This window comes from Streptomyces sp. NPDC087428 (genome assembly GCF_044744085.1).
In the GTDB taxonomy this organism is placed as follows: Bacteria; Actinomycetota; Actinomycetes; order Streptomycetales; family Streptomycetaceae; genus Streptomyces.
This window is the reverse complement of sequence record NZ_JBIUXR010000020.1, coordinates 96,287-113,696: the sequence shown is the minus strand read 5'-3', so window position 1 is coordinate 113,696 and position 17,410 is coordinate 96,287. Positions and strand designations below refer to the sequence as shown.

Genomic DNA, 17,410 nt, shown 5'->3' with positions numbered 1-17,410 from the left:
CCGAACCGCCCCGCCGCGCTCCGGCACGCCCGGACACCGCCCCGGCCCCGCCCACGCGGCGCCCCCGCCCGTACGCCAAGCCCCGAAGCGAGGTGACGGCCCGACATGGCCGATACCGTCTCCACCCTCCCGACCCCCCTCTCCGACGACACCACCCCCGGCTCACTGATCACCCGCGACGGCCAGATCCAGTGGGGCGGGCTCCTGATGGGCGCCGGAACGCCCTACCCGGTCGACCGCTCCGGGATCACCGGCTGGGAGGACCTGCCCGAGCTGGACCTCGGAGACGTGCTCCGGCCCGACCAGCACGGTTCCTGGCCCGGCGACCGCTGGGCGCAGCCCCGTCTGATCGGGGCGACCGTCTGGCTCGCGCCGCCCGCCGGGACCGACCCGCTCGCCACCGCCACCCGCTTCCGCGCCGCGACCGGCCCGGACGGTCAGGAGCGCTGGCTCGCCGTCCGGCTGCTGGGCGAGACCCTCGCGGTCCGCGCCCGGGTCAGCCGCCGCGTCGTACCGCAGGACCGCTCCTACGCCGTCCAGGGATTCGCCAAGGTCAGCATCCAGTGGACGGCCACCGACCCCCGCCGCTACGGCACCGTCCGGCACCAGGCCCTCACCGGTCTGCCGGTCAGCGAGTCCGGGATGGCCTGGGACGACGACGGCGGGTCCGGTCTGGTGTGGCCGCTGGCCTGGGGGACGAACGGCACCGCCGGTTCGATCACGGCGGTCAACGACGGGGGCGCGGCCGTGCGGCCCGTCGTCGAGTTCCGCGGACCGGTGCAGCGCCCCTCGCTGACCCGGCTCTCCGACGGCCGCCAGCTCCAGTACGACCTGGCGCTGGGCGCCGGGGACCTTCTCACCGTCGACACCGAGACCGGCACGGTGCTGCTCAACGACACCGCGTCCCGCATCTACACCGCCACCCCGGACTCCTCGCCCGAGCAGCTGTTCCAGCTGGAGCCGGGCGCCACCGACCTGGCGTTCCGCTCGGACGACGTCACCGCGTCCCCGGATGCCTCCGTCACCGTTCGCTGGCGCGACGGGCACTGGTGACCTGGCCGCCGCCGGCCCCCTCCACCGTTCCGCAGCTCCCACGTTCCGCAGCCCCGCAGAGAAACCAGCCCCCAGAGAAACCAGTCCCGCAGATCCCTCCAGGAGGACCTCATGCCCGTGCGCAGCGCATGGCTCGTCAACCGCACCGACGCCGAGTCCGGCCAGTCCCGGGCCGACACCCGGCTCGCCCCGACCGGCACCATGACCCCGACGAGCGGGCTCGCCAGCCGCAGCGGCATCATCCCGGGCTCGCCCGACGGCAAGTCCCTGCTGTCCGCGTTCTACGTCTTCAGCTCCACCGCGGGCATGACCGCGACGGTCGCCCCCGGCCGTGCCGTCGTGCAGGGCAGCGAGGCGGCCGGCGCCTACCCGGTCGTCCTCACCGACTACACCACCATGGTCTTCGCCGACGGCGACGCCAACAACCCTCGGATCGACCTGGTCGTGCTGCGGGTCTACGACGCCCAGGTCGACAAGTCCGGCCGTACCGAGGTCGTTCTGGAGATCGTCCAGGGCGCGGCCGAGGGGAGTCCGCAGGTCCCGCAGACCCCGCCCGCCTCCCTGCCGCTGGCGACCGTGCGGGTCCCGGCGGGCGCCTCGGTCGGCACCGGCGGCATCGCCTGGGCGTCCGCCGTCGCCAACCTGCGGACCAGCACCGTCGCGGCCGGCGGCATCCTGCCGCTGTCCGGAAACACCAACGAGCCGGGCGCCTACCCGGGCCAGTACCGCGACATCGGCACCCAGCTCCAGCGCTGGGACGGCGGCAACTGGGTCGGCTACCCGGCCCAGACCGGCGGTATCGCCCCGACCGGCCAGCTCGCCACCGGTGGCTACGTGGGCCAGTACCGCGACAACAACGGCCGCCTGGAGCGGTGGAGCGGCACCGCCTGGGTGCTCGCGCTGCCCACCCCGGCGTTCTCGTACAACAACGACGGCGGCTACTGCAAGACGACCACCTGGTCGGAGGCGCTGACGGGCACCACGGGAGCGACGATCACCACGACGTTCACCGCGCCGGTGTCCGGGAAGGTCCTCGTCCACCTCGGGTTCCAGGGGCAGCCGTCCGTGGAGGGCGGCTGGGGCCGGATGTCCGCCAACATCCGCAAGGACGGCGTGCTGGTCACCGGCCTCGGCGCGGACGAGACCCGTTCGGCCGTCGACACCAACCGCGGCAACCAGTCCGTGAGCAGCGTCTTCCCGGTCACCGGGCTCCAGGCCGGCGCCCAGTACACCGCCGTCTCCGCGTACTCCTCCAGCGCCACGACCAACAACCACTGGTTCGACAACCGGTTCGTCCGCGTCGACCCGATGCTCTGAGGGGGACCGCGTGACGAGTTCGCCCCGTACGGCGTACACCCCGCTCACCCCCGTCTACCGGGCGGTCTTCTGCGATCTGCGCACCGACCAGGTGGTGGACGTGCTGCCGCTGACAGAGACCAGGTTCGACGACTACATCGGCAAGTCGGGATCGCTGTCGGCGACGGTTCCGCTCCCGGACGCGGCCCTGGCCCGCCGGGCCAGGGCCGCGCTGGTGCCCGGCCGCACCGCGGTGTGGCTGGAGCGCGACGGCGACATCTGGTGGGGCGGGGTGCTCTGGACCTGCACCCCGTCCAGCGACGAACGCGGCCGTCTCCAGGCGGAGTTCCAGGCCGGCACCTTCGACTCGTACCTGGACCACCGCATCCTGGCGCAGGACGTGTCCTACACGGCGCTCGACCAGTTCGAGATCGCGCGGCTGCTCGTCGCGCATGCCCAGGAGCAGCCGGGCGGCGACATCGGCATCCAGCTCGGCAACGAGATGTCCGGCATCGCGCGGGACTGTGCCTTCGCCTACTCCTCGCTGACCCGGATCAGGGAGCTGCTGGACCAGCTGGCCCAGCTGGCCGCCGGATTCGAGTGGCGGGTGCACTGCTACCGGGACGCCGCCGGCCGGCGCGCCAAACGGCTCCAGCTCGGGCACCCCCTGATCACGGCCGGCGCCTCCGACATCGTCCTGGACCACCCCGGCCAGGTCATCACCTACAGCCTGCCTGCCGACTCGACCGTGCAGGCCGACGTGTGGGTGGCGCGCGGGGACTCGCCCAACACCGACCAGGCGGAGGAGTCCCAGCCGCTCACCGTCTCCGTCGAGTCGCCCGCCGACCTGGCGGCCGGCTGGCCCCGGCTGGAGTTCACCTCGGACCACAGCGGGGTCACCGACGCGGCGACGCTGCGTTCCCTGGCCGGGGCCGAACTGGCCCGCCAGCGCATGCCGGAGGTGATCCCGGAGATCACCGTGCGGCTGGACGGCCGGATCACCCCGGCGCTGATCGGCGCCCGCATCCGGCTGCGGCTGCGCGACCTGTGGCACCAGCAGCCGCAGGACGAGCAGTACCGGATCGTCGGCATCGCGGTGGAACCGCCGCAGCGCGCCAAGGCCGAGACGGCGACCCTCTACCTGGAAGGGGTGTAGGACATGGCCACCATCCCCACCGATCTCCTGGACCGCATCCGGGAGATCGAACGCCGCATCCGCGGGCTGATGGCGAGTGCCAACAGCAGCCCGGCGATGAACCAGGTCGGCAACGGCGACATCGTCGTCGGCGACCGGGGCCGCATCCGCGCCAGGACCTCGCTGGGCGAGGACCTGCTGCTGGTCGGCCGGGTGCAGCCGGACCGCGACAGCGAGACCGAGACGTTCCAGCAGGGCCTGGAGCTGCGGCGGGACGACGGCTCTCTGGCGCTGTCGCTGATCACGACCGACCCCGTGAACACCCCGGTGCAGGCGCTGCGCGTCCTCGACCACCGGGGCGACACCGTGCTGGCGACCGATTCCGGCCGCGGCGGCCTGGCCCGCCCCTACCTGCCGTTCCCGACCCCGGTACCGGTCGGCACGGCGGGCTGGGAATCCACCGGCTCCACCGACTGGACCACGCTCTACGCGGGCCCCGGTTTCGCCCAGCACCCCAGGGTGTACTGCGCGCTGGCCGCGTCCGGGACCGTGGGAGCGGCCGTCCGGCTGCTCGTCAACGGCACGGTGGTGGGCGCGGAACAGGTCCTCACCGGCGAGCCGGGACAGACCGTCCGGCTCACCTTCACCCTGGTCGAGGATCTGCCCGCGTCCTTCGGCGACGCGGTGTCGTTCGAGATCCAGGCGAAGGCGGCGGCCACCGGCGGCACCGTCGCGTGCCTGCCGCGCGGACTGTACGGAGTGCAGTCCTAGCCGGAGCCACGACCGGCGACGCCGTCCGGTCCGCCTCCTCCCCGGGCCGGCCGCCCTGCCCTCCCGGGCGGAGCGGCCGGCCCGCCCCTGTGCCCGTACCTCCCCCGACCACACCGGAGTTCTCGTGCTGCCCGAATCCATCCCGACCGTCCGGCTCACCGCCCACTACCTCTCCCTCGACGGCCGTCCGCTGAGCGGGAACGTCGAGTTCCAGCCGCCGGCGCTGCTCACCCACTCGGAGGCCGACCTCTTCGTCGGCGGCCCGACCGTCGCCACCCTCGACGCCGAGGGCCGCATCGACGTCACGCTCCCGGCCACCGACGCCGAGGGCTGGAACCCCTTCGGCTGGACCTACTCCGTCACCGAGCGGATCGCCGGTGTCGGACGCAACCGTTCCTACCGCATCGCCCTGTCCGCCGGGGTGCCGGAGGTCGACCTCGCCGACATCGCCCCCGCCGATCCGGCCGGCACCCAGTACGTGACGGTTCCCGGTCCCGCCGGGCCGCAGGGCGAACCGGGACCACAGGGCCCGGCGGGACCGGTCCGCTCGGTCAACGGCCACACGGAGGCCGACGTCGTCCTGACCGCCGCCGAGGTCAGTGCCGTGCCCACCGCCGACGCCGGCCGGGCCGGCGGGATCGCCCAGCTCGACGCCACCGGCAAGGTGCCGCTGACCCAGCTGCCCGACGGCACCGGCGAGGGCGTCACCTCCGTCAACGGACAGACCGGGGCGGTCACCATCGCCGCCGCCGACCTGGGCGCACTCACCCCGGCCGCCGCCGACACCCGCTACCTGGCGATCGGCGGCGCCCCCGTCACCTCCGTCAACGGACAGACGGGGGCCATCACCCTCACGTCGGGAGACCTCGGTGCGGTCTCCGCCGATCAGGCCGTCCTGCTCAGCGGGGCCCAGACCATCGCCGGGGCCAAGACGTTCTCCACCGTCCCCACCGTCTCCGCCGACCCGGCCAACGGCGACCAGCTGGTGCGCCGCTCGTACGTGGACACGGTGGCCTCGTCCGGGACGTGGACACCGGCCTCCGTCGGCTTCAAGGCCTGGGCGTTCGACCCGGCGGCATCCTCCGTGATCAACCCGCAGTACTGCATCAACGGCACCGTCTACCTGATCGGTGTCCCGCTGACCACCGCGGCGACCATCACCAACGTCGTCTTCTACGTGCCCGGTTTCGTCGGCACCGGACTCGCCCCCACCTCGTACGCCGGTCTCTACACCAGTGCCGGCGCCCGCGTCGGGGTCACCGGCACCCTCGACAAGCTGATCAACAAGACCGAGGGCGCCACGTTCGTGCTGAAGCTGACCACGGCCTACGCGGCGGCGGCCGGCAACTACTGGGTGGCGCTGCTCATCAACGGCCCCGACCCGAAGACCAACGGCCCCGCGTTCATGGTGGGCGCCAGCGTCGGCAACTACCCGGGCGGCAGCGCCCGGATGCCGGGCGCCTTCTTCGTCCGGCACGCGCGGCTCACCATCACCGGACAGACCTCGCTGCCCGTCTCGTTCCCCCCGTCCAACATCATCGCGGACACCAACGCCATCTGGGCCGCCGTGTCCTGACCGGACGCCCGCCGCGGGCCGGCCGCCACGCGTCCGCGCGCGCCGGCCGGCCCCGCCGCGTACCGCATCACCACCCCGCAGCCCGATCCCTGATTCCGGCAGCCCCGACCCGGAAGGAGCCATCACCATGGCGACCCCCCTGACCGCCGACGCCCTCGTCGGCGCCCTGACCGCCGAAGGCGTCCACGTCGTCGAGTACGGCGACTGGCGCACGCACAACCGCAACGCGCAGGGCGCCTGGGGCCCCGTCAACGGCGTGGTCATCCACCACACCGTCACCTCCGGCACCGACAGCTCCGTGGCCCTCTGCTACGACGGCTACACCGATCTGCCCGGTCCGATCTGCCACGGCGTCATCGCCAAGGACGGCACCGTCCACCTCGTCGGCAACGGCCGCGCCAACCACGCCGGTTCCGGCGACGCCGACGTGCTCGCCGCCGTCATCAACGAGTCCCCGCTCCCCGCCCCGGACACGAACAACACGGACGGCAACACCCACTTCTACGGCTTCGAGTGCGTCAACCTCGGCAACGGCTCCGACCCGTGGCCCGAAGCGCAGCTGGAGGCGGTGGCCCGGGTGTCGGCCGCGATCTGCCGGGCGCACGGCTGGCACGCCGCCTCGGTCATCGGCCACCTGGAGTGGACCGACCAGAAGATAGATCCCAAGGGGTTCAGCATGGCCTCGATGCGCTCGCGGGTGGCCGCCCTGCTGGCCGCGGCTCCGGGCGGGAGCGCCCTGCGGCTCCAGCCGTTCCCGGGCGCCGCCTTCTTCACGGCCGCGCCCCGCTCCACCATCGTGGCCGCGATGGGCGGCCGTCTCGTCGCCGAGGGCTGCTCCGCCTACACCGACGGCCCCGGCCCGCAGTGGAGCGAGGCCGACCGCGCCTCGTACGCGCTGTGGCAGCGGAAGCTCGGCTACACCGGGGCCGACGCCGACGGCTGGCCGGGCGCCGGCTCGTGGGCCGCGCTGAAGGTCCCGTACACCGCCTGACCCCCGCTCCGGGCGCGCGCCCCGCGACACACACAACCGCGCGGCGCGCGCCCGGGGCCGCACGACCGCACGAAAGGCACACCGCATGTCCCCAGCCGCCATCCGATCCCTGCGCACGGTCCTGCAGACCGCCGTGGGAATCGCCGTCGCCCTGCCCGCCCTGGTGGAGAGCGGGGCCCTGCCCCGCTCCCTGCCCTGGGTGGGCGCGGCCCTCGCCGTCTCCGGGCTGCTGTCCCGCGCGATGGCGCTCCCGGCCGTCCAGGCCCTGCTGCCCGCGTGGCTGAGCGCACCGGATCCCCCGGCCACCCCGGCACCCGCCTCCACCGGCCCGGCCACCGTCCCCGCGGACGCCCCGACCGCCACCCTCGCTCCCGCCACCGGACCGGACACGACCACCACCGCAGCGACCCGGGCCGCTCATGACGCCGGCTGACGCCCACGCGCACGATCCGGTCGCCGACGCGCGCGAGCTGGAACGGCTCCGCGGCACCCTGGAAGCCGGCTTCGCCCGGGTGGACGGATCCCTGGCGCTGCTCGTCCAGCGCAGCGACCGCACCGACCGGCAGCTCACCGACCACGAAGCCCGGCTCGACGCACTGGAACGCGGCCGCTGGCCGATGGCCAGCATCGGCGCCCTCACCGCTCTCGCCGTCGCCCTCCTCACCCTGTGGGAGATCCTCGCGCGCTGACGGTCCCGCCCGCGCACGCCTCCCGGGCCCGATCCACCACCGGAGGACCCTCATGGCCACACCCCTGACCGCCACCGCGCTGCTCGCCGCCCTCACGTCGGAGGGCCTGACCGTCGTCGAGCACAGCGGCTGGCGCACCCACAACCGCAACACCAAGGGCCCCTGGGGCCCGGTGAACGGCGTGATGATCCATCACACGGTCACCTCCGGCACTGCCGCCACCGTCGCCCTCTGCTACAACGGGCACTCCGAGCTCCCCGGCCCGCTCTGCCACGGCGTCATCGCCAAGGACGGCACCGTCCACCTCGTCGGCAACGGCCGCGCCAACCACGCGGGCGTCGGCGACCCCGGCGTCCTGGCCGCCGTCGTCGCCGAACGGAGCACCCTGCCCGCGCCGAAGGGGCGTACCGCCGACGGCAACACCCACTTCTACGGCTTCGAGTGCGAGAACCTCGGCAACGGCCGGGACCCCTGGCCCGAGGCCCAGCTCACCGCCATCACCAAGGTCTCCGCCGCCCTGTGCCGTGCGCACGGCTGGAGCGCCGCCTCGGTGATCGGGCACAAGGAGTGGACGGACACCAAGATCGACCCGGTCGGCTTCACCATGGCGTCCCTGCGCACCCGGACAGCGGCCCGGCTCGCATCGGCTCCGGCCTCCGGGGGTGCCACGTCCCCCGCCCTCCAGCCGTTCCCCGGCACCGCGTGGTTCAAGAAGACGCCCAGGTCGGCGGTCGTCACGGCCATGGGCCGACGACTGGTCGCCGTCGGCTGCTCCGCCTACCGCTCCGGCCCCGGCCCGCAGTGGAGCGAGGCCGACCGGGCGAGCTACGCAAGGTGGCAGCGCAAGCTCGGCTACAGCGGCGCCGACGCCGACGGCTGGCCCGGCAGCGCCTCCTGGACGGCGCTGAAGGTCCCGCACTCCTCCTGAAAGGGCGTGATCACATCATGGAGACGCCTACCGGAACGTACCGCGGCGGCCCGGCGCCGGCCGTGTGCGGCGAGAGGGGTCCCAGGTGAGCGGACCGGCCCGCCAGGGGACCTCGGCCGTCGCCGTCGAACTGGAGCGCCTGCGCGGCACGGCCGAGGCCGGCTTCGCCCGGGTGGACGGCGCGTTCGCCCTCCTGGTCCAGCGGAGCGACCAGAGCGACCGGCAGCTCACTGACCACGAGGTCCGGCTGGGCGAGCTGGAACGCTCCCGCTGGCCCCTGGCCAGCGTCGGCGCCCTCACCGCGGTCACCACTGCGGCCCTGGCCCTCTGGGGCCTGGGCCCGCGCTGAGCCAGGGGTCGCGGCGCAACCCGAACACGCCGGAGGGCGGCCACCCCATGTACGGGGTGACCGCCCTCCGGTCGTATCAGGCGACTCGCCTACTGGTTGTACGGACCGTAGTCGTAGTCCTCCAGCGGAACGGCCTGGCCGGAGCCCGTGCCGAACGGCGAGTAGTCGATGTCGTCGTAGCCGACGGCCGAGTACATCGCGGCCTTGGCCTCCTCGGTCGGCTCGACCCGGATGTTGCGGTAGCGGGACAGGCCCGTACCGGCCGGGATGAGCTTACCGATGATGACGTTCTCCTTGAGGCCGATCAGGGAGTCGGACTTGGCGTTGATCGCCGCGTCCGTCAGGACCCTGGTCGTCTCCTGGAAGGAAGCCGCGGACAGCCACGACTCCGTCGCCAGCGAGGCCTTGGTGATACCCATCAGCTGCGGACGGCCGGAGGCGGGGTGACCGCCCTCGGTGACCACACGACGGTTCTCGGTCTCGAACTTCGAACGCTCGACGAGCTCGCCCGGCAGCAGTTCCGCGTCGCCGGACTCGATGATCGTCACACGGCGCAGCATCTGCCGGATGATGATCTCGATGTGCTTGTCGTGGATCGACACACCCTGCGAGTTGTAGACCTTCTGGACCTCGCCGACCAGGTGGACCTGGACCGCGCGCTGACCGAGGATCCGCAGCACGTCGTGCGGGTTGGTGGCACCCACGGTGAGCTTCTGGCCCACCTCGACGCGGTCGCCCTCGCCGACCAGCAGACGGGCGCGCTTGGAGATCGGGAAGGGGATCTCCTCGCTGCCGTCGTCCGGCGTGACCACGAGCTTCTTGGTCTTCTCGGTCTCCTCGATACGGACCCGGCCCGCGGACTCCGAGATCGGGGCGACACCCTTGGGCGTACGGGCTTCGAAGAGCTCGACGACTCGGGGCAGACCCTGGGTGATGTCGTCACCGGCCACACCACCGGTGTGGAAGGTACGCATCGTCAGCTGGGTACCGGGCTCACCGATGGACTGGGCGGCGATGATGCCGACCGCCTCACCGATGTCGACCAGCTTGCCGGTGGCGAGCGAGCGTCCGTAGCAGAAGGCACAGGTGCCGACCGCGGACTCACAGGTCAGGACCGAGCGGGTCTTGACCTCCTCGACGCCGGCGCCCACCAGGGCGTCGATCAGGACGTCACCGAGGTCGACGTTGGCAGGCGCGATGACCTTGCCGTCGACGACGACGTCCTCGGCGAGCATGCGGGCGTAGACCGAGGTCTCGACGTCCTCCGTCTTGCGGAGCACGCCGTCGGCGCCCTTGACGGCGATCTTCAGCTTGAGGCCGCGGTCGGTGCCGCAGTCCTCCTCGCGAATGATCACGTCCTGCGAGACGTCCACCAGACGACGGGTCAGGTAACCCGAGTCGGCGGTACGCAGGGCGGTGTCCGCCAGACCCTTACGGGCACCGTGCGTGGAGATGAAGTACTCCAGGACGGTGAGGCCCTCGCGGAAGGACGCCTTGATGGGACGGGGAATCGTCTCGTTCTTGGCGTTGGACACCAGACCACGCATACCGGCGATCTGACGCATCTGCATCATGTTTCCTCGGGCACCCGAGTCAACCATCATGAAGATGGGGTTCGTCTTGGGGAAGTTCGCGTTCATCGCCTCGGCAACCTCGTTGGTCGCCTTGGTCCAGATCGCGATGAGCTCCTGCGTGCGCTCGTCCTTGGTGATCAGACCGCGCTCGTACTGCTTCTGGACCTTCTCGTCCTGGTCCTCGTAGCCCTTGACGATGGCCTTCTTGGCCTCGGGCACGACGATGTCCGCGACGGACACGGTGACGCCGGAGCGGGTGGCCCAGTGGAAGCCCGCCGCCTTCAGGTTGTCGAGCGTCGCCGCCACGATGACCTTGGGGTAGCGCTCGGCGAGGTCGTTGACGATCTCGGAGAGCTGCTTCTTGCCGACCGAGTAGTCGACGAACGGGTAGTCCTCGGGCAGCAGCTCGTTGAAGAGCGCACGGCCCAGCGTCGTCCGCTGCCGGAAGGTGTCACCCGGCTGGTACTCGGGCTCGCCCTCCTCGGCGACCGGCGGCACCCAGCCACGCGGCGGGATGGTGCCCACCGGGAAGCGGATGTCGACCAGCGACTGGAGCGCCAGCTCACCGGTGTCGAACGCCATGATCGCCTCGGCCGTGGAGCCGAACGCGCGGCCCTCGCCCTTGGTGTCACGGAGCTCGCCGTCGGTGGTCAGGAAGAACAGACCCAGCACCATGTCCTGCGTGGGCATGGTGACGGGACGACCGTCGGCCGGCTTCAGGATGTTGTTCGAGGACAGCATCAGGATGCGGGCCTCGGCCTGCGCCTCCGCGGAGAGCGGCAGGTGCACGGCCATCTGGTCACCGTCGAAGTCCGCGTTGAACGCGGTGCAGACGAGCGGGTGGATCTGGATGGCCTTGCCCTCGACCAGCTGCGGCTCGAAGGCCTGGATACCGAGGCGGTGCAGGGTCGGTGCACGGTTCAGCAGCACCGGGTGCTCGGCGATGACCTCTTCGAGGACGTCGTACACCACGGTGCGGCCGCGCTCGACCATGCGCTTGGCCGACTTGATGTTCTGCGCGTGGTTCAGGTCCACCAGGCGCTTCATCACGAACGGCTTGAAGAGCTCCAGCGCCATGGCCTTCGGCAGACCGCACTGGTGCAGCTTGAGCTGCGGGCCGACGACGATCACGGAACGCGCGGAGTAGTCCACGCGCTTGCCGAGGAGGTTCTGACGGAAACGGCCCTGCTTGCCCTTCAGCATGTCGCTGAGGGACTTGAGCGGGCGGTTGCCGGGACCGGTGACCGGGCGACCGCGGCGGCCGTTGTCGAACAGCGCGTCGACGGCCTCCTGCAGCATCCGCTTCTCGTTGTTCACGATGATCTCGGGGGCACCGAGGTCAAGGAGACGCTTGAGGCGGTTGTTGCGGTTGATCACACGGCGGTACAGGTCGTTCAGGTCGGAGGTCGCGAAGCGGCCACCGTCCAGCTGCACCATCGGACGCAGGTCCGGCGGGATGACCGGCACGCAGTCGAGCACCATGCCCTTGGGCTTGTTGCTGGTCTGCAGGAACGCGGAGACGACCTTGAGGCGCTTGAGCGCACGGGTCTTCTTCTGGCCCTTGCCGGTGCGGATGATCTCGCGGAGGCGCTCGGCCTCCTCGTCGAGGTCGAAGGACTCCAGGCGCTTCTGCAGAGCAGCGGCACCCATGCAGCCGTCGAAGTACGTGCCGAAGCGGTCACGCAGCTCGCGGTAGAGCAGCTCGTCGCCCTCGAGGTCCTGGACCTTGAGGTTCTTGAAGCGGCTCCACACCTCGTCGAGACGGTCGATCTCGCGCTGCGCACGGTCGCGCAGCTGCTTCATCTCGCGCTCGGCGCCTTCGCGTACCTTGCGGCGCACATCGGCCTTGGCGCCCTCGGCCTCGAGCTCGCCGAGGTCGGTCTCGAGCTTCTTGGCGCGGTTCTCCAGGTCGGAGTCGCGACGGTTCTCGACCTGCTGACGCTCGACGGAGACGTGCGCCTCCAGCGACGGGAGGTCGCGGGTACGGCGCTCCTCGTCGACGAACGTGATCATGTACGCGGCGAAGTAGATGACCTTTTCGAGGTCCTTCGGCGCGAGGTCCAGCAGGTAGCCCAGTCGGGACGGGACGCCCTTGAAGTACCAGATGTGGGTGACGGGAGCGGCAAGCTCGATGTGGCCCATGCGCTCACGGCGCACCTTGGCGCGAGTTACCTCGACACCACAGCGCTCACAGATGATGCCCTTGAATCGGACACGCTTGTACTTGCCGCAGTAGCACTCCCAGTCCCGGGTCGGACCGAAGATCTTCTCGCAGAAGAGTCCGTCCTTTTCGGGCTTGAGCGTGCGGTAGTTGATGGTCTCCGGCTTCTTCACTTCGCCGTGGGACCAGGTCCGGATGTCGTCCGCGGTGGCAAGGCCGATCCGCAGCTCGTCGAAGAAGTTGACGTCGAGCACTTGTCGTCAATCCCTCTTTCGGGGGTTCGAGCCCCCTCGCTTCACGCGAGAAATCGGGGCACTTCAGCAATGGTCTGAACGGGTCCGGGGAGAGCCGGCCGGATCACGGGGATCCGGCCGGCCAACCCGTCAGACCTCTTCGACGCTGCTCGGCTCGCGCCGGGACAGGTCGATTCCGAGCTCCTCCGCCGCGCGGAAGACGTCCTCGTCCGTGTCGCGCATCTCGATGGACATGCCGTCCGAGGACAGCACCTCCACGTTGAGGCAGAGCGACTGCATTTCCTTGATGAGCACCTTGAAGGACTCGGGAATGCCGGGCTCGGGGATGTTCTCGCCCTTGACGATGGCCTCGTAGACCTTCACGCGGCCGGTCACGTCGTCGGACTTGATCGTCAGCAGCTCCTGGAGGGCGTATGCGGCGCCATAAGCTTCAAGGGCCCACACCTCCATTTCACCGAAGCGCTGTCCACCGAACTGAGCCTTACCACCCAGCGGCTGCTGGGTGATCATGGAGTACGGACCCGTCGAACGAGCGTGGAGCTTGTCGTCGACCAGGTGGTGGAGCTTGAGGATGTACATGAAGCCGACCGAGACCGGCTCGGGGAACGGCTCGCCGGAGCGGCCGTCGAACAGGTTGGCCTTGCCCGAGGGCTGGACCAGCCGGTCACCGTCGCGGTTCGGGATCGTGGCCTGGAAGAGGCCGGTGATCTCGTCCTCACGGGCACCGTCGAAGACCGGGGTCGCGACGTTGGTGCCGGGGGCGACCTGGTCGGCGCCGATGGTCTGCAGGCGCTTGGCCCACTCGTCACCGAGGCCGGAGACGTCCCAGCCGCGGCTGGCGAGCCAGCCGAGGTGGATCTCCAGGACCTGTCCCGGGTTCATTCGGGACGGGACACCCAGCGGGTTGAGGATGATGTCGACCGGGGTGCCGTCCTCCAGGAACGGCATGTCCTCGATCGGCAGGATCTTCGAGATGACGCCCTTGTTGCCGTGACGGCCGGCGAGCTTGTCACCGTCGGTGATCTTGCGCTTCTGCGCGACGTAGACGCGCACCAGCTGGTTCACGCCCGGCGGCAGCTCGTCGCCCTCTTCGCGGTCGAAGACGCGGACGCCGATGACCTTGCCGATCTCACCGTGCGGCACCTTCAGCGAGGTGTCGCGCACTTCGCGCGCCTTCTCACCGAAGATCGCGCGGAGCAGGCGCTCCTCGGGGGTCAGCTCGGTCTCGCCCTTGGGCGTGACCTTGCCGACGAGGATGTCGCCGGCGACGACCTCGGCACCGATACGGATGATGCCGCGCTCGTCGAGGTCCGCGAGGACCTCTTCGGAGACGTTCGGGATGTCCCGGGTGATCTCCTCCGGGCCGAGCTTGGTGTCACGGGCGTCGACCTCGTGCTCCTCGATGTGAATCGAGGAGAGGACGTCGTCCTGCACGAGGCGCTGCGACAGGATGATCGCGTCCTCGTAGTTGTGACCCTCCCACGGCATGAAGGCCACGAGCAGGTTCTTGCCCAGGGCCATCTCACCGTTCTCGGTGGCCGGACCGTCGGCGAGCACCTGGCCCTCGACCACCCGGTCGCCCTCGGAGACGACGACCTTCTGGTTGACCGAGGTGCCCTGGTTGGAGCGCATGAACTTCGCGATGCGGTACGTGGTGTACGTGCCGTCGTCGTTGGTCACGGTGATGTAGTCCGCGGAGACCTCCTGGACCACACCGTCCTTCTCGGCCTTCAGCACGTCACCGGCGTCGGTGGCGCAGCGGTACTCCATGCCGGTGCCGACCAGCGGCGCCTCGGACTTGATGAGGGGCACCGCCTGACGCATCATGTTCGCGCCCATGAGGGCACGGTTGGCGTCGTCGTGCTCCAGGAACGGGATCATCGCGGTGGCGACGGACACCATCTGGCGCGGCGAGACGTCCATGTAGTCGACTTCGGTGCCGGGCACGTAGTCGACCTCTCCGCCACGACGGCGGACGAGGACGCGGGGCTCGGTGAACCGGAGCTCTTCGGAGAGCGTCGCGTTCGCCTGGGCGATGACGTAACGGTCTTCCTCGTCGGCCGTGACGTAGTCGACCTCGTCGGTGACCTGGCCGTCGACGACCTTGCGGTACGGCGTCTCGATGAAACCGAACGCGTTGACGCGTCCGTACGAGGCGAGCGAACCGATCAGACCGATGTTCGGGCCTTCAGGGGTCTCGATCGGGCACATGCGTCCGTAGTGGGACGGGTGCACGTCACGGACCTCGAAGCCGGCCCGCTCACGGGAGAGACCACCCGGGCCAAGAGCCGACAGGCGGCGCTTGTGGGTGAGACCCGACAGCGGGTTGTTCTGGTCCATGAACTGCGACAGCTGGCTGGTGCCGAAGAACTCCTTGATGGAGGCGACGACCGGCCGGATGTTGATCAGGGTCTGCGGCGTGATGGCCTCGACGTCCTGAGTCGTCATGCGCTCACGCACGACGCGCTCCATCCGCGCCAGGCCCGTACGGACCTGGTTCTGGATGAGCTCGCCGACGTTGCGCAGACGACGGTTGCCGAAGTGGTCGATGTCGTCGGTCTCGACGACGATCGAACGGCCGGACTCGCCGACGGTCTCGGTCTCCCCGGCGTGCAGCTTCACCAGGTACTTGATGGTCGCGATGATGTCGTCGCTGGTGAGGACACCGGCGTCGAGCGGCTCATCCGCGCCGAGCTTCTTGTTCACCTTGTAGCGGCCGACCTTCGCGAGGTCGTAGCGCTTCGGGTTGAAGTAGAGGTTCTCGAGCAGCGTCTGAGCAGCTTCGCGGGTGGGCGGCTCGCCCGGACGCAGCTTGCGGTAGATGTCGAGCAGTGCGTCGTCCTGGCCCTGGGTGTGGTCCTTCTCCAGGGTGGCGCGCATCGACTCGTACTCGCCGAACTCCTCCAGGATCTGCTCGGTGGTCCAGCCGAGAGCCTTCAGGAGGACGGTGACGGACTGCTTGCGCTTGCGGTCGATGCGGACACCGACCATGTCGCGCTTGTCGATCTCCATCTCCAGCCAGGCACCCCGGGAAGGGATGATCTTGGCGGAGAAGATGTCCTTGTCGGACGTCTTGTCGATCGAGGAGTCGAAGTAGACACCCGGCGAGCGGACCAGCTGCGACACGACGACACGCTCGGTGCCGTTGATGACGAAGGTGCCCTTGTTGGTCATGAGCGGGAAATCGCCCATGAAGACCGTCTGGGACTTGATCTCGCCGGTCTCGTTGTTGGTGAACTCGGCCGTGACGAAGAGCGGGGCGGCGAACGTGAAGTCGCGCTCCTTGCACTCGTCGATCGAGTTCTTCGGGGGCTCGAAGCGGTGGTCGCGGAACGTAAGCGACATCGACCCGGAGAAGTCCTCGATCGGTGAAATCTCCTCGAAGATCTCCTCCAGGCCGGACTTGGTGGGGACGTCTTGTCCACTGTCCAGAGCAGCCTCGACGCGAGCCTTCCAGGCGGCGTTACCGAGGAGCCAGTCAAAGCTCTCGGTCTGCAGCGCGAGGAGGTTCGGAACCTCGAGGGGCTCCTTGATCTTTGCAAAAGAGATGCGCAGCGGGGCGGTGCTGGCGCCGTTGTTCGTATTCGCGGTCGAGGCGTTGCGCGAGGCGGCCAAGAGGGGGTCCTTCCGAGGGCTCGGACTCACTACGCGCGTACCGGTCCCAAACTGGACACATGGATAGATGTCCCTTTTCAGGGATGCTCAGTCCACGGTGCACAAGATGGGTATGCCCCTGGTGACGGGCAGGAGGCAGCTAACAGGCAGCGCAAAGGGTCAGTGTAGCCAAGCGGCACACTGATGTCCAGTCGGGGTTCTCAGAGACCCACGTTGCTCTCAACAGCTTGTTCTCAACACCTATGTCTAGCCCTGCATGAGCTGCGCTCTTCTTTACTGCCCTCTCCGCCATCGATCCATGCCTCGGATCCGGATCGATGTGACGACGCGCCTTGAGAATTGCGCGCCTCGTGCGGTTCGTCAAGGCCCCCCAGCCGGGACAGGCCCCGCGGAGCCGTACACGCCGCCCCTCGGCGCCGCCCGCGCTCCCCTCCGAGAGGCGCACGGCGAAGATCACCATACTCGTCAGCACGGGAAGAGCAAGGCACCCCCACGGGTACGCCGAAAGGCGACCACCCGTACGGGTGATCGCCTTTCGCGATGTGACGTCCGTGCCTCGCGGCACGGGGGTCCAGACGAGTCAGAAGACTCGCAGGGTCACTTGACCTCGACGGAGGCGCCGGCGCCCTTGAGGGACTCGGCAGCCTTCTCGGCGGCCTCCTTGGCGACCTTCTCGAGGACGGGCTTCGGGGCGCCGTCGACGAGGTCCTTGGCCTCCTTGAGACCCAGCGAGGTCAGCTCACGCACGACCTTGATGACCTGGATCTTCTTCTCGCCGGCACCCGTGAGGATGACGTCGAACTCGTCCTGCTCGGCCTCGGCCTCGGCGGCGGGACCACCGGCGGCGGGACCGGCGACGGCGACGGCCGCGGCGGCGGTGACGTCGAACTTCTCCTCGAAGGCCTTCACGAAGCCGGAGAGCTCGATGAGGGTCATGTCTTCGAACTGCGCGAGCAGGTCGTCCTGGGACAGCTTCGCCATGATAGGCGTCCTTCCACTATTCGGCAGGTGCCGGATG

The 17,410-nt window shown here is 69.9% G+C and carries 12 protein-coding genes and 1 pseudogene; 10 read left to right on the top strand and 3 right to left on the bottom strand.

Annotation, left to right across the window (positions count from 1 at the left end):
- Positions 1 to 105 precede the first annotated feature (105 nt).
- The 10 genes and pseudogenes from ACIO3R_RS34505 (at position 106) to ACIO3R_RS34460 (ending at position 8,788) form a co-directional block, all read left to right on the top strand.
- On the top strand, positions 106 to 1,053 hold the full coding sequence (locus tag ACIO3R_RS34505; RefSeq protein ID WP_385041473.1) for a phage distal tail protein: 948 nt from the start codon (positions 106 to 108) through the stop codon (positions 1,051 to 1,053).
- A gap of 111 nt (positions 1,054 to 1,164) precedes the next feature.
- The gene (locus tag ACIO3R_RS34500) at positions 1,165 to 2,370 is read left to right on the top strand and encodes a hypothetical protein (RefSeq protein ID WP_402110954.1); all 1,206 of its coding nucleotides are present in this window, start codon (positions 1,165 to 1,167) and stop codon (positions 2,368 to 2,370) included.
- Positions 2,371 to 2,380: 10 nt separating this feature from the next.
- Positions 2,381 to 3,505: a hypothetical protein gene (locus ACIO3R_RS34495; RefSeq protein WP_385349716.1), complete on the top strand. Its 1,125-nt coding sequence runs from the start codon at positions 2,381 to 2,383 to the stop codon at positions 3,503 to 3,505.
- A 3-nt stretch (positions 3,506 to 3,508) separates the two neighbouring features.
- Entirely contained in the window at positions 3,509 to 4,255 is a 747-nt protein-coding gene (locus ACIO3R_RS34490) for a hypothetical protein (protein WP_385035419.1), read from the top strand.
- 124 nt (positions 4,256 to 4,379) lie between these two features.
- A complete protein-coding gene (locus tag ACIO3R_RS34485) occupies positions 4,380 to 5,831 on the top strand; it encodes a phage tail protein (RefSeq protein ID WP_402110952.1) in 1,452 nt (483 codons plus the stop codon).
- Positions 5,832 to 5,958: 127 nt separating this feature from the next.
- Positions 5,959 to 6,822, top strand: coding sequence for a peptidoglycan-binding protein (locus ACIO3R_RS34480; RefSeq protein ID WP_385349721.1), 864 nt, complete (start codon positions 5,959 to 5,961; stop codon positions 6,820 to 6,822).
- A gap of 85 nt (positions 6,823 to 6,907) precedes the next feature.
- Positions 6,908 to 7,105 (top strand): annotated as a pseudogene (locus ACIO3R_RS34475) (hypothetical protein); the annotation flags it as partial.
- 136 nt (positions 7,106 to 7,241) lie between these two features.
- Complete coding sequence (locus tag ACIO3R_RS34470) at positions 7,242 to 7,511, top strand: hypothetical protein (protein ID WP_385035422.1); 270 nt, start codon at positions 7,242 to 7,244, stop codon at positions 7,509 to 7,511.
- A gap of 52 nt (positions 7,512 to 7,563) precedes the next feature.
- Positions 7,564 to 8,439: a peptidoglycan-binding protein gene (locus tag ACIO3R_RS34465; RefSeq protein WP_402110949.1), complete on the top strand. Its 876-nt coding sequence runs from the start codon at positions 7,564 to 7,566 to the stop codon at positions 8,437 to 8,439.
- Between the two features lie 85 nt (positions 8,440 to 8,524).
- A complete protein-coding gene (locus ACIO3R_RS34460) occupies positions 8,525 to 8,788 on the top strand; it encodes a hypothetical protein (RefSeq protein ID WP_385035426.1) in 264 nt (87 codons plus the stop codon).
- 89 nt (positions 8,789 to 8,877) lie between these two features.
- On the opposite strand, the gene ACIO3R_RS34455 is transcribed toward ACIO3R_RS34460, so the two are convergent.
- The 3 genes from ACIO3R_RS34455 to rplL form a co-directional block, all read right to left on the bottom strand.
- On the bottom strand, positions 8,878 to 12,777 hold the full coding sequence (locus ACIO3R_RS34455) for a DNA-directed RNA polymerase subunit beta' (protein ID WP_385035428.1): 3,900 nt from the start codon (positions 12,775 to 12,777) through the stop codon (positions 8,878 to 8,880).
- A 129-nt stretch (positions 12,778 to 12,906) separates the two neighbouring features.
- Complete coding sequence (rpoB, locus tag ACIO3R_RS34450) at positions 12,907 to 16,392, bottom strand: DNA-directed RNA polymerase subunit beta (RefSeq protein WP_363024448.1); 3,486 nt, start codon at positions 16,390 to 16,392, stop codon at positions 12,907 to 12,909.
- Between the two features lie 597 nt (positions 16,393 to 16,989).
- On the bottom strand, positions 16,990 to 17,373 hold the full coding sequence (rplL, locus tag ACIO3R_RS34445; RefSeq protein WP_073732691.1) for a 50S ribosomal protein L7/L12: 384 nt from the start codon (positions 17,371 to 17,373) through the stop codon (positions 16,990 to 16,992).
- Between the last annotated feature and the right edge of the window lie 37 nt (positions 17,374 to 17,410).

Excerpts from the sequence above, each read along its gene's own strand:
- ACIO3R_RS34500 (WP_402110954.1), top strand. The coding sequence starts at position 1,165 with ATGCCCGTGCGCAGCGCATGGCTCGTCAACCGCACCGACGCCGAGTCC.
- ACIO3R_RS34480 (WP_385349721.1), top strand. The coding sequence starts at position 5,959 with ATGGCGACCCCCCTGACCGCCGACGCCCTCGTCGGCGCCCTGACCGCC.
- ACIO3R_RS34470 (WP_385035422.1), top strand. The coding sequence starts at position 7,242 with ATGACGCCGGCTGACGCCCACGCGCACGATCCGGTCGCCGACGCGCGC.
- ACIO3R_RS34505 (WP_385041473.1), top strand. The coding sequence starts at position 106 with ATGGCCGATACCGTCTCCACCCTCCCGACCCCCCTCTCCGACGACACC.
- rplL (WP_073732691.1), bottom strand. The coding sequence starts at position 17,373 with ATGGCGAAGCTGTCCCAGGACGACCTGCTCGCGCAGTTCGAAGACATG.
- ACIO3R_RS34490 (WP_385035419.1), top strand. The coding sequence starts at position 3,509 with ATGGCCACCATCCCCACCGATCTCCTGGACCGCATCCGGGAGATCGAA.
- ACIO3R_RS34465 (WP_402110949.1), top strand. The coding sequence starts at position 7,564 with ATGGCCACACCCCTGACCGCCACCGCGCTGCTCGCCGCCCTCACGTCG.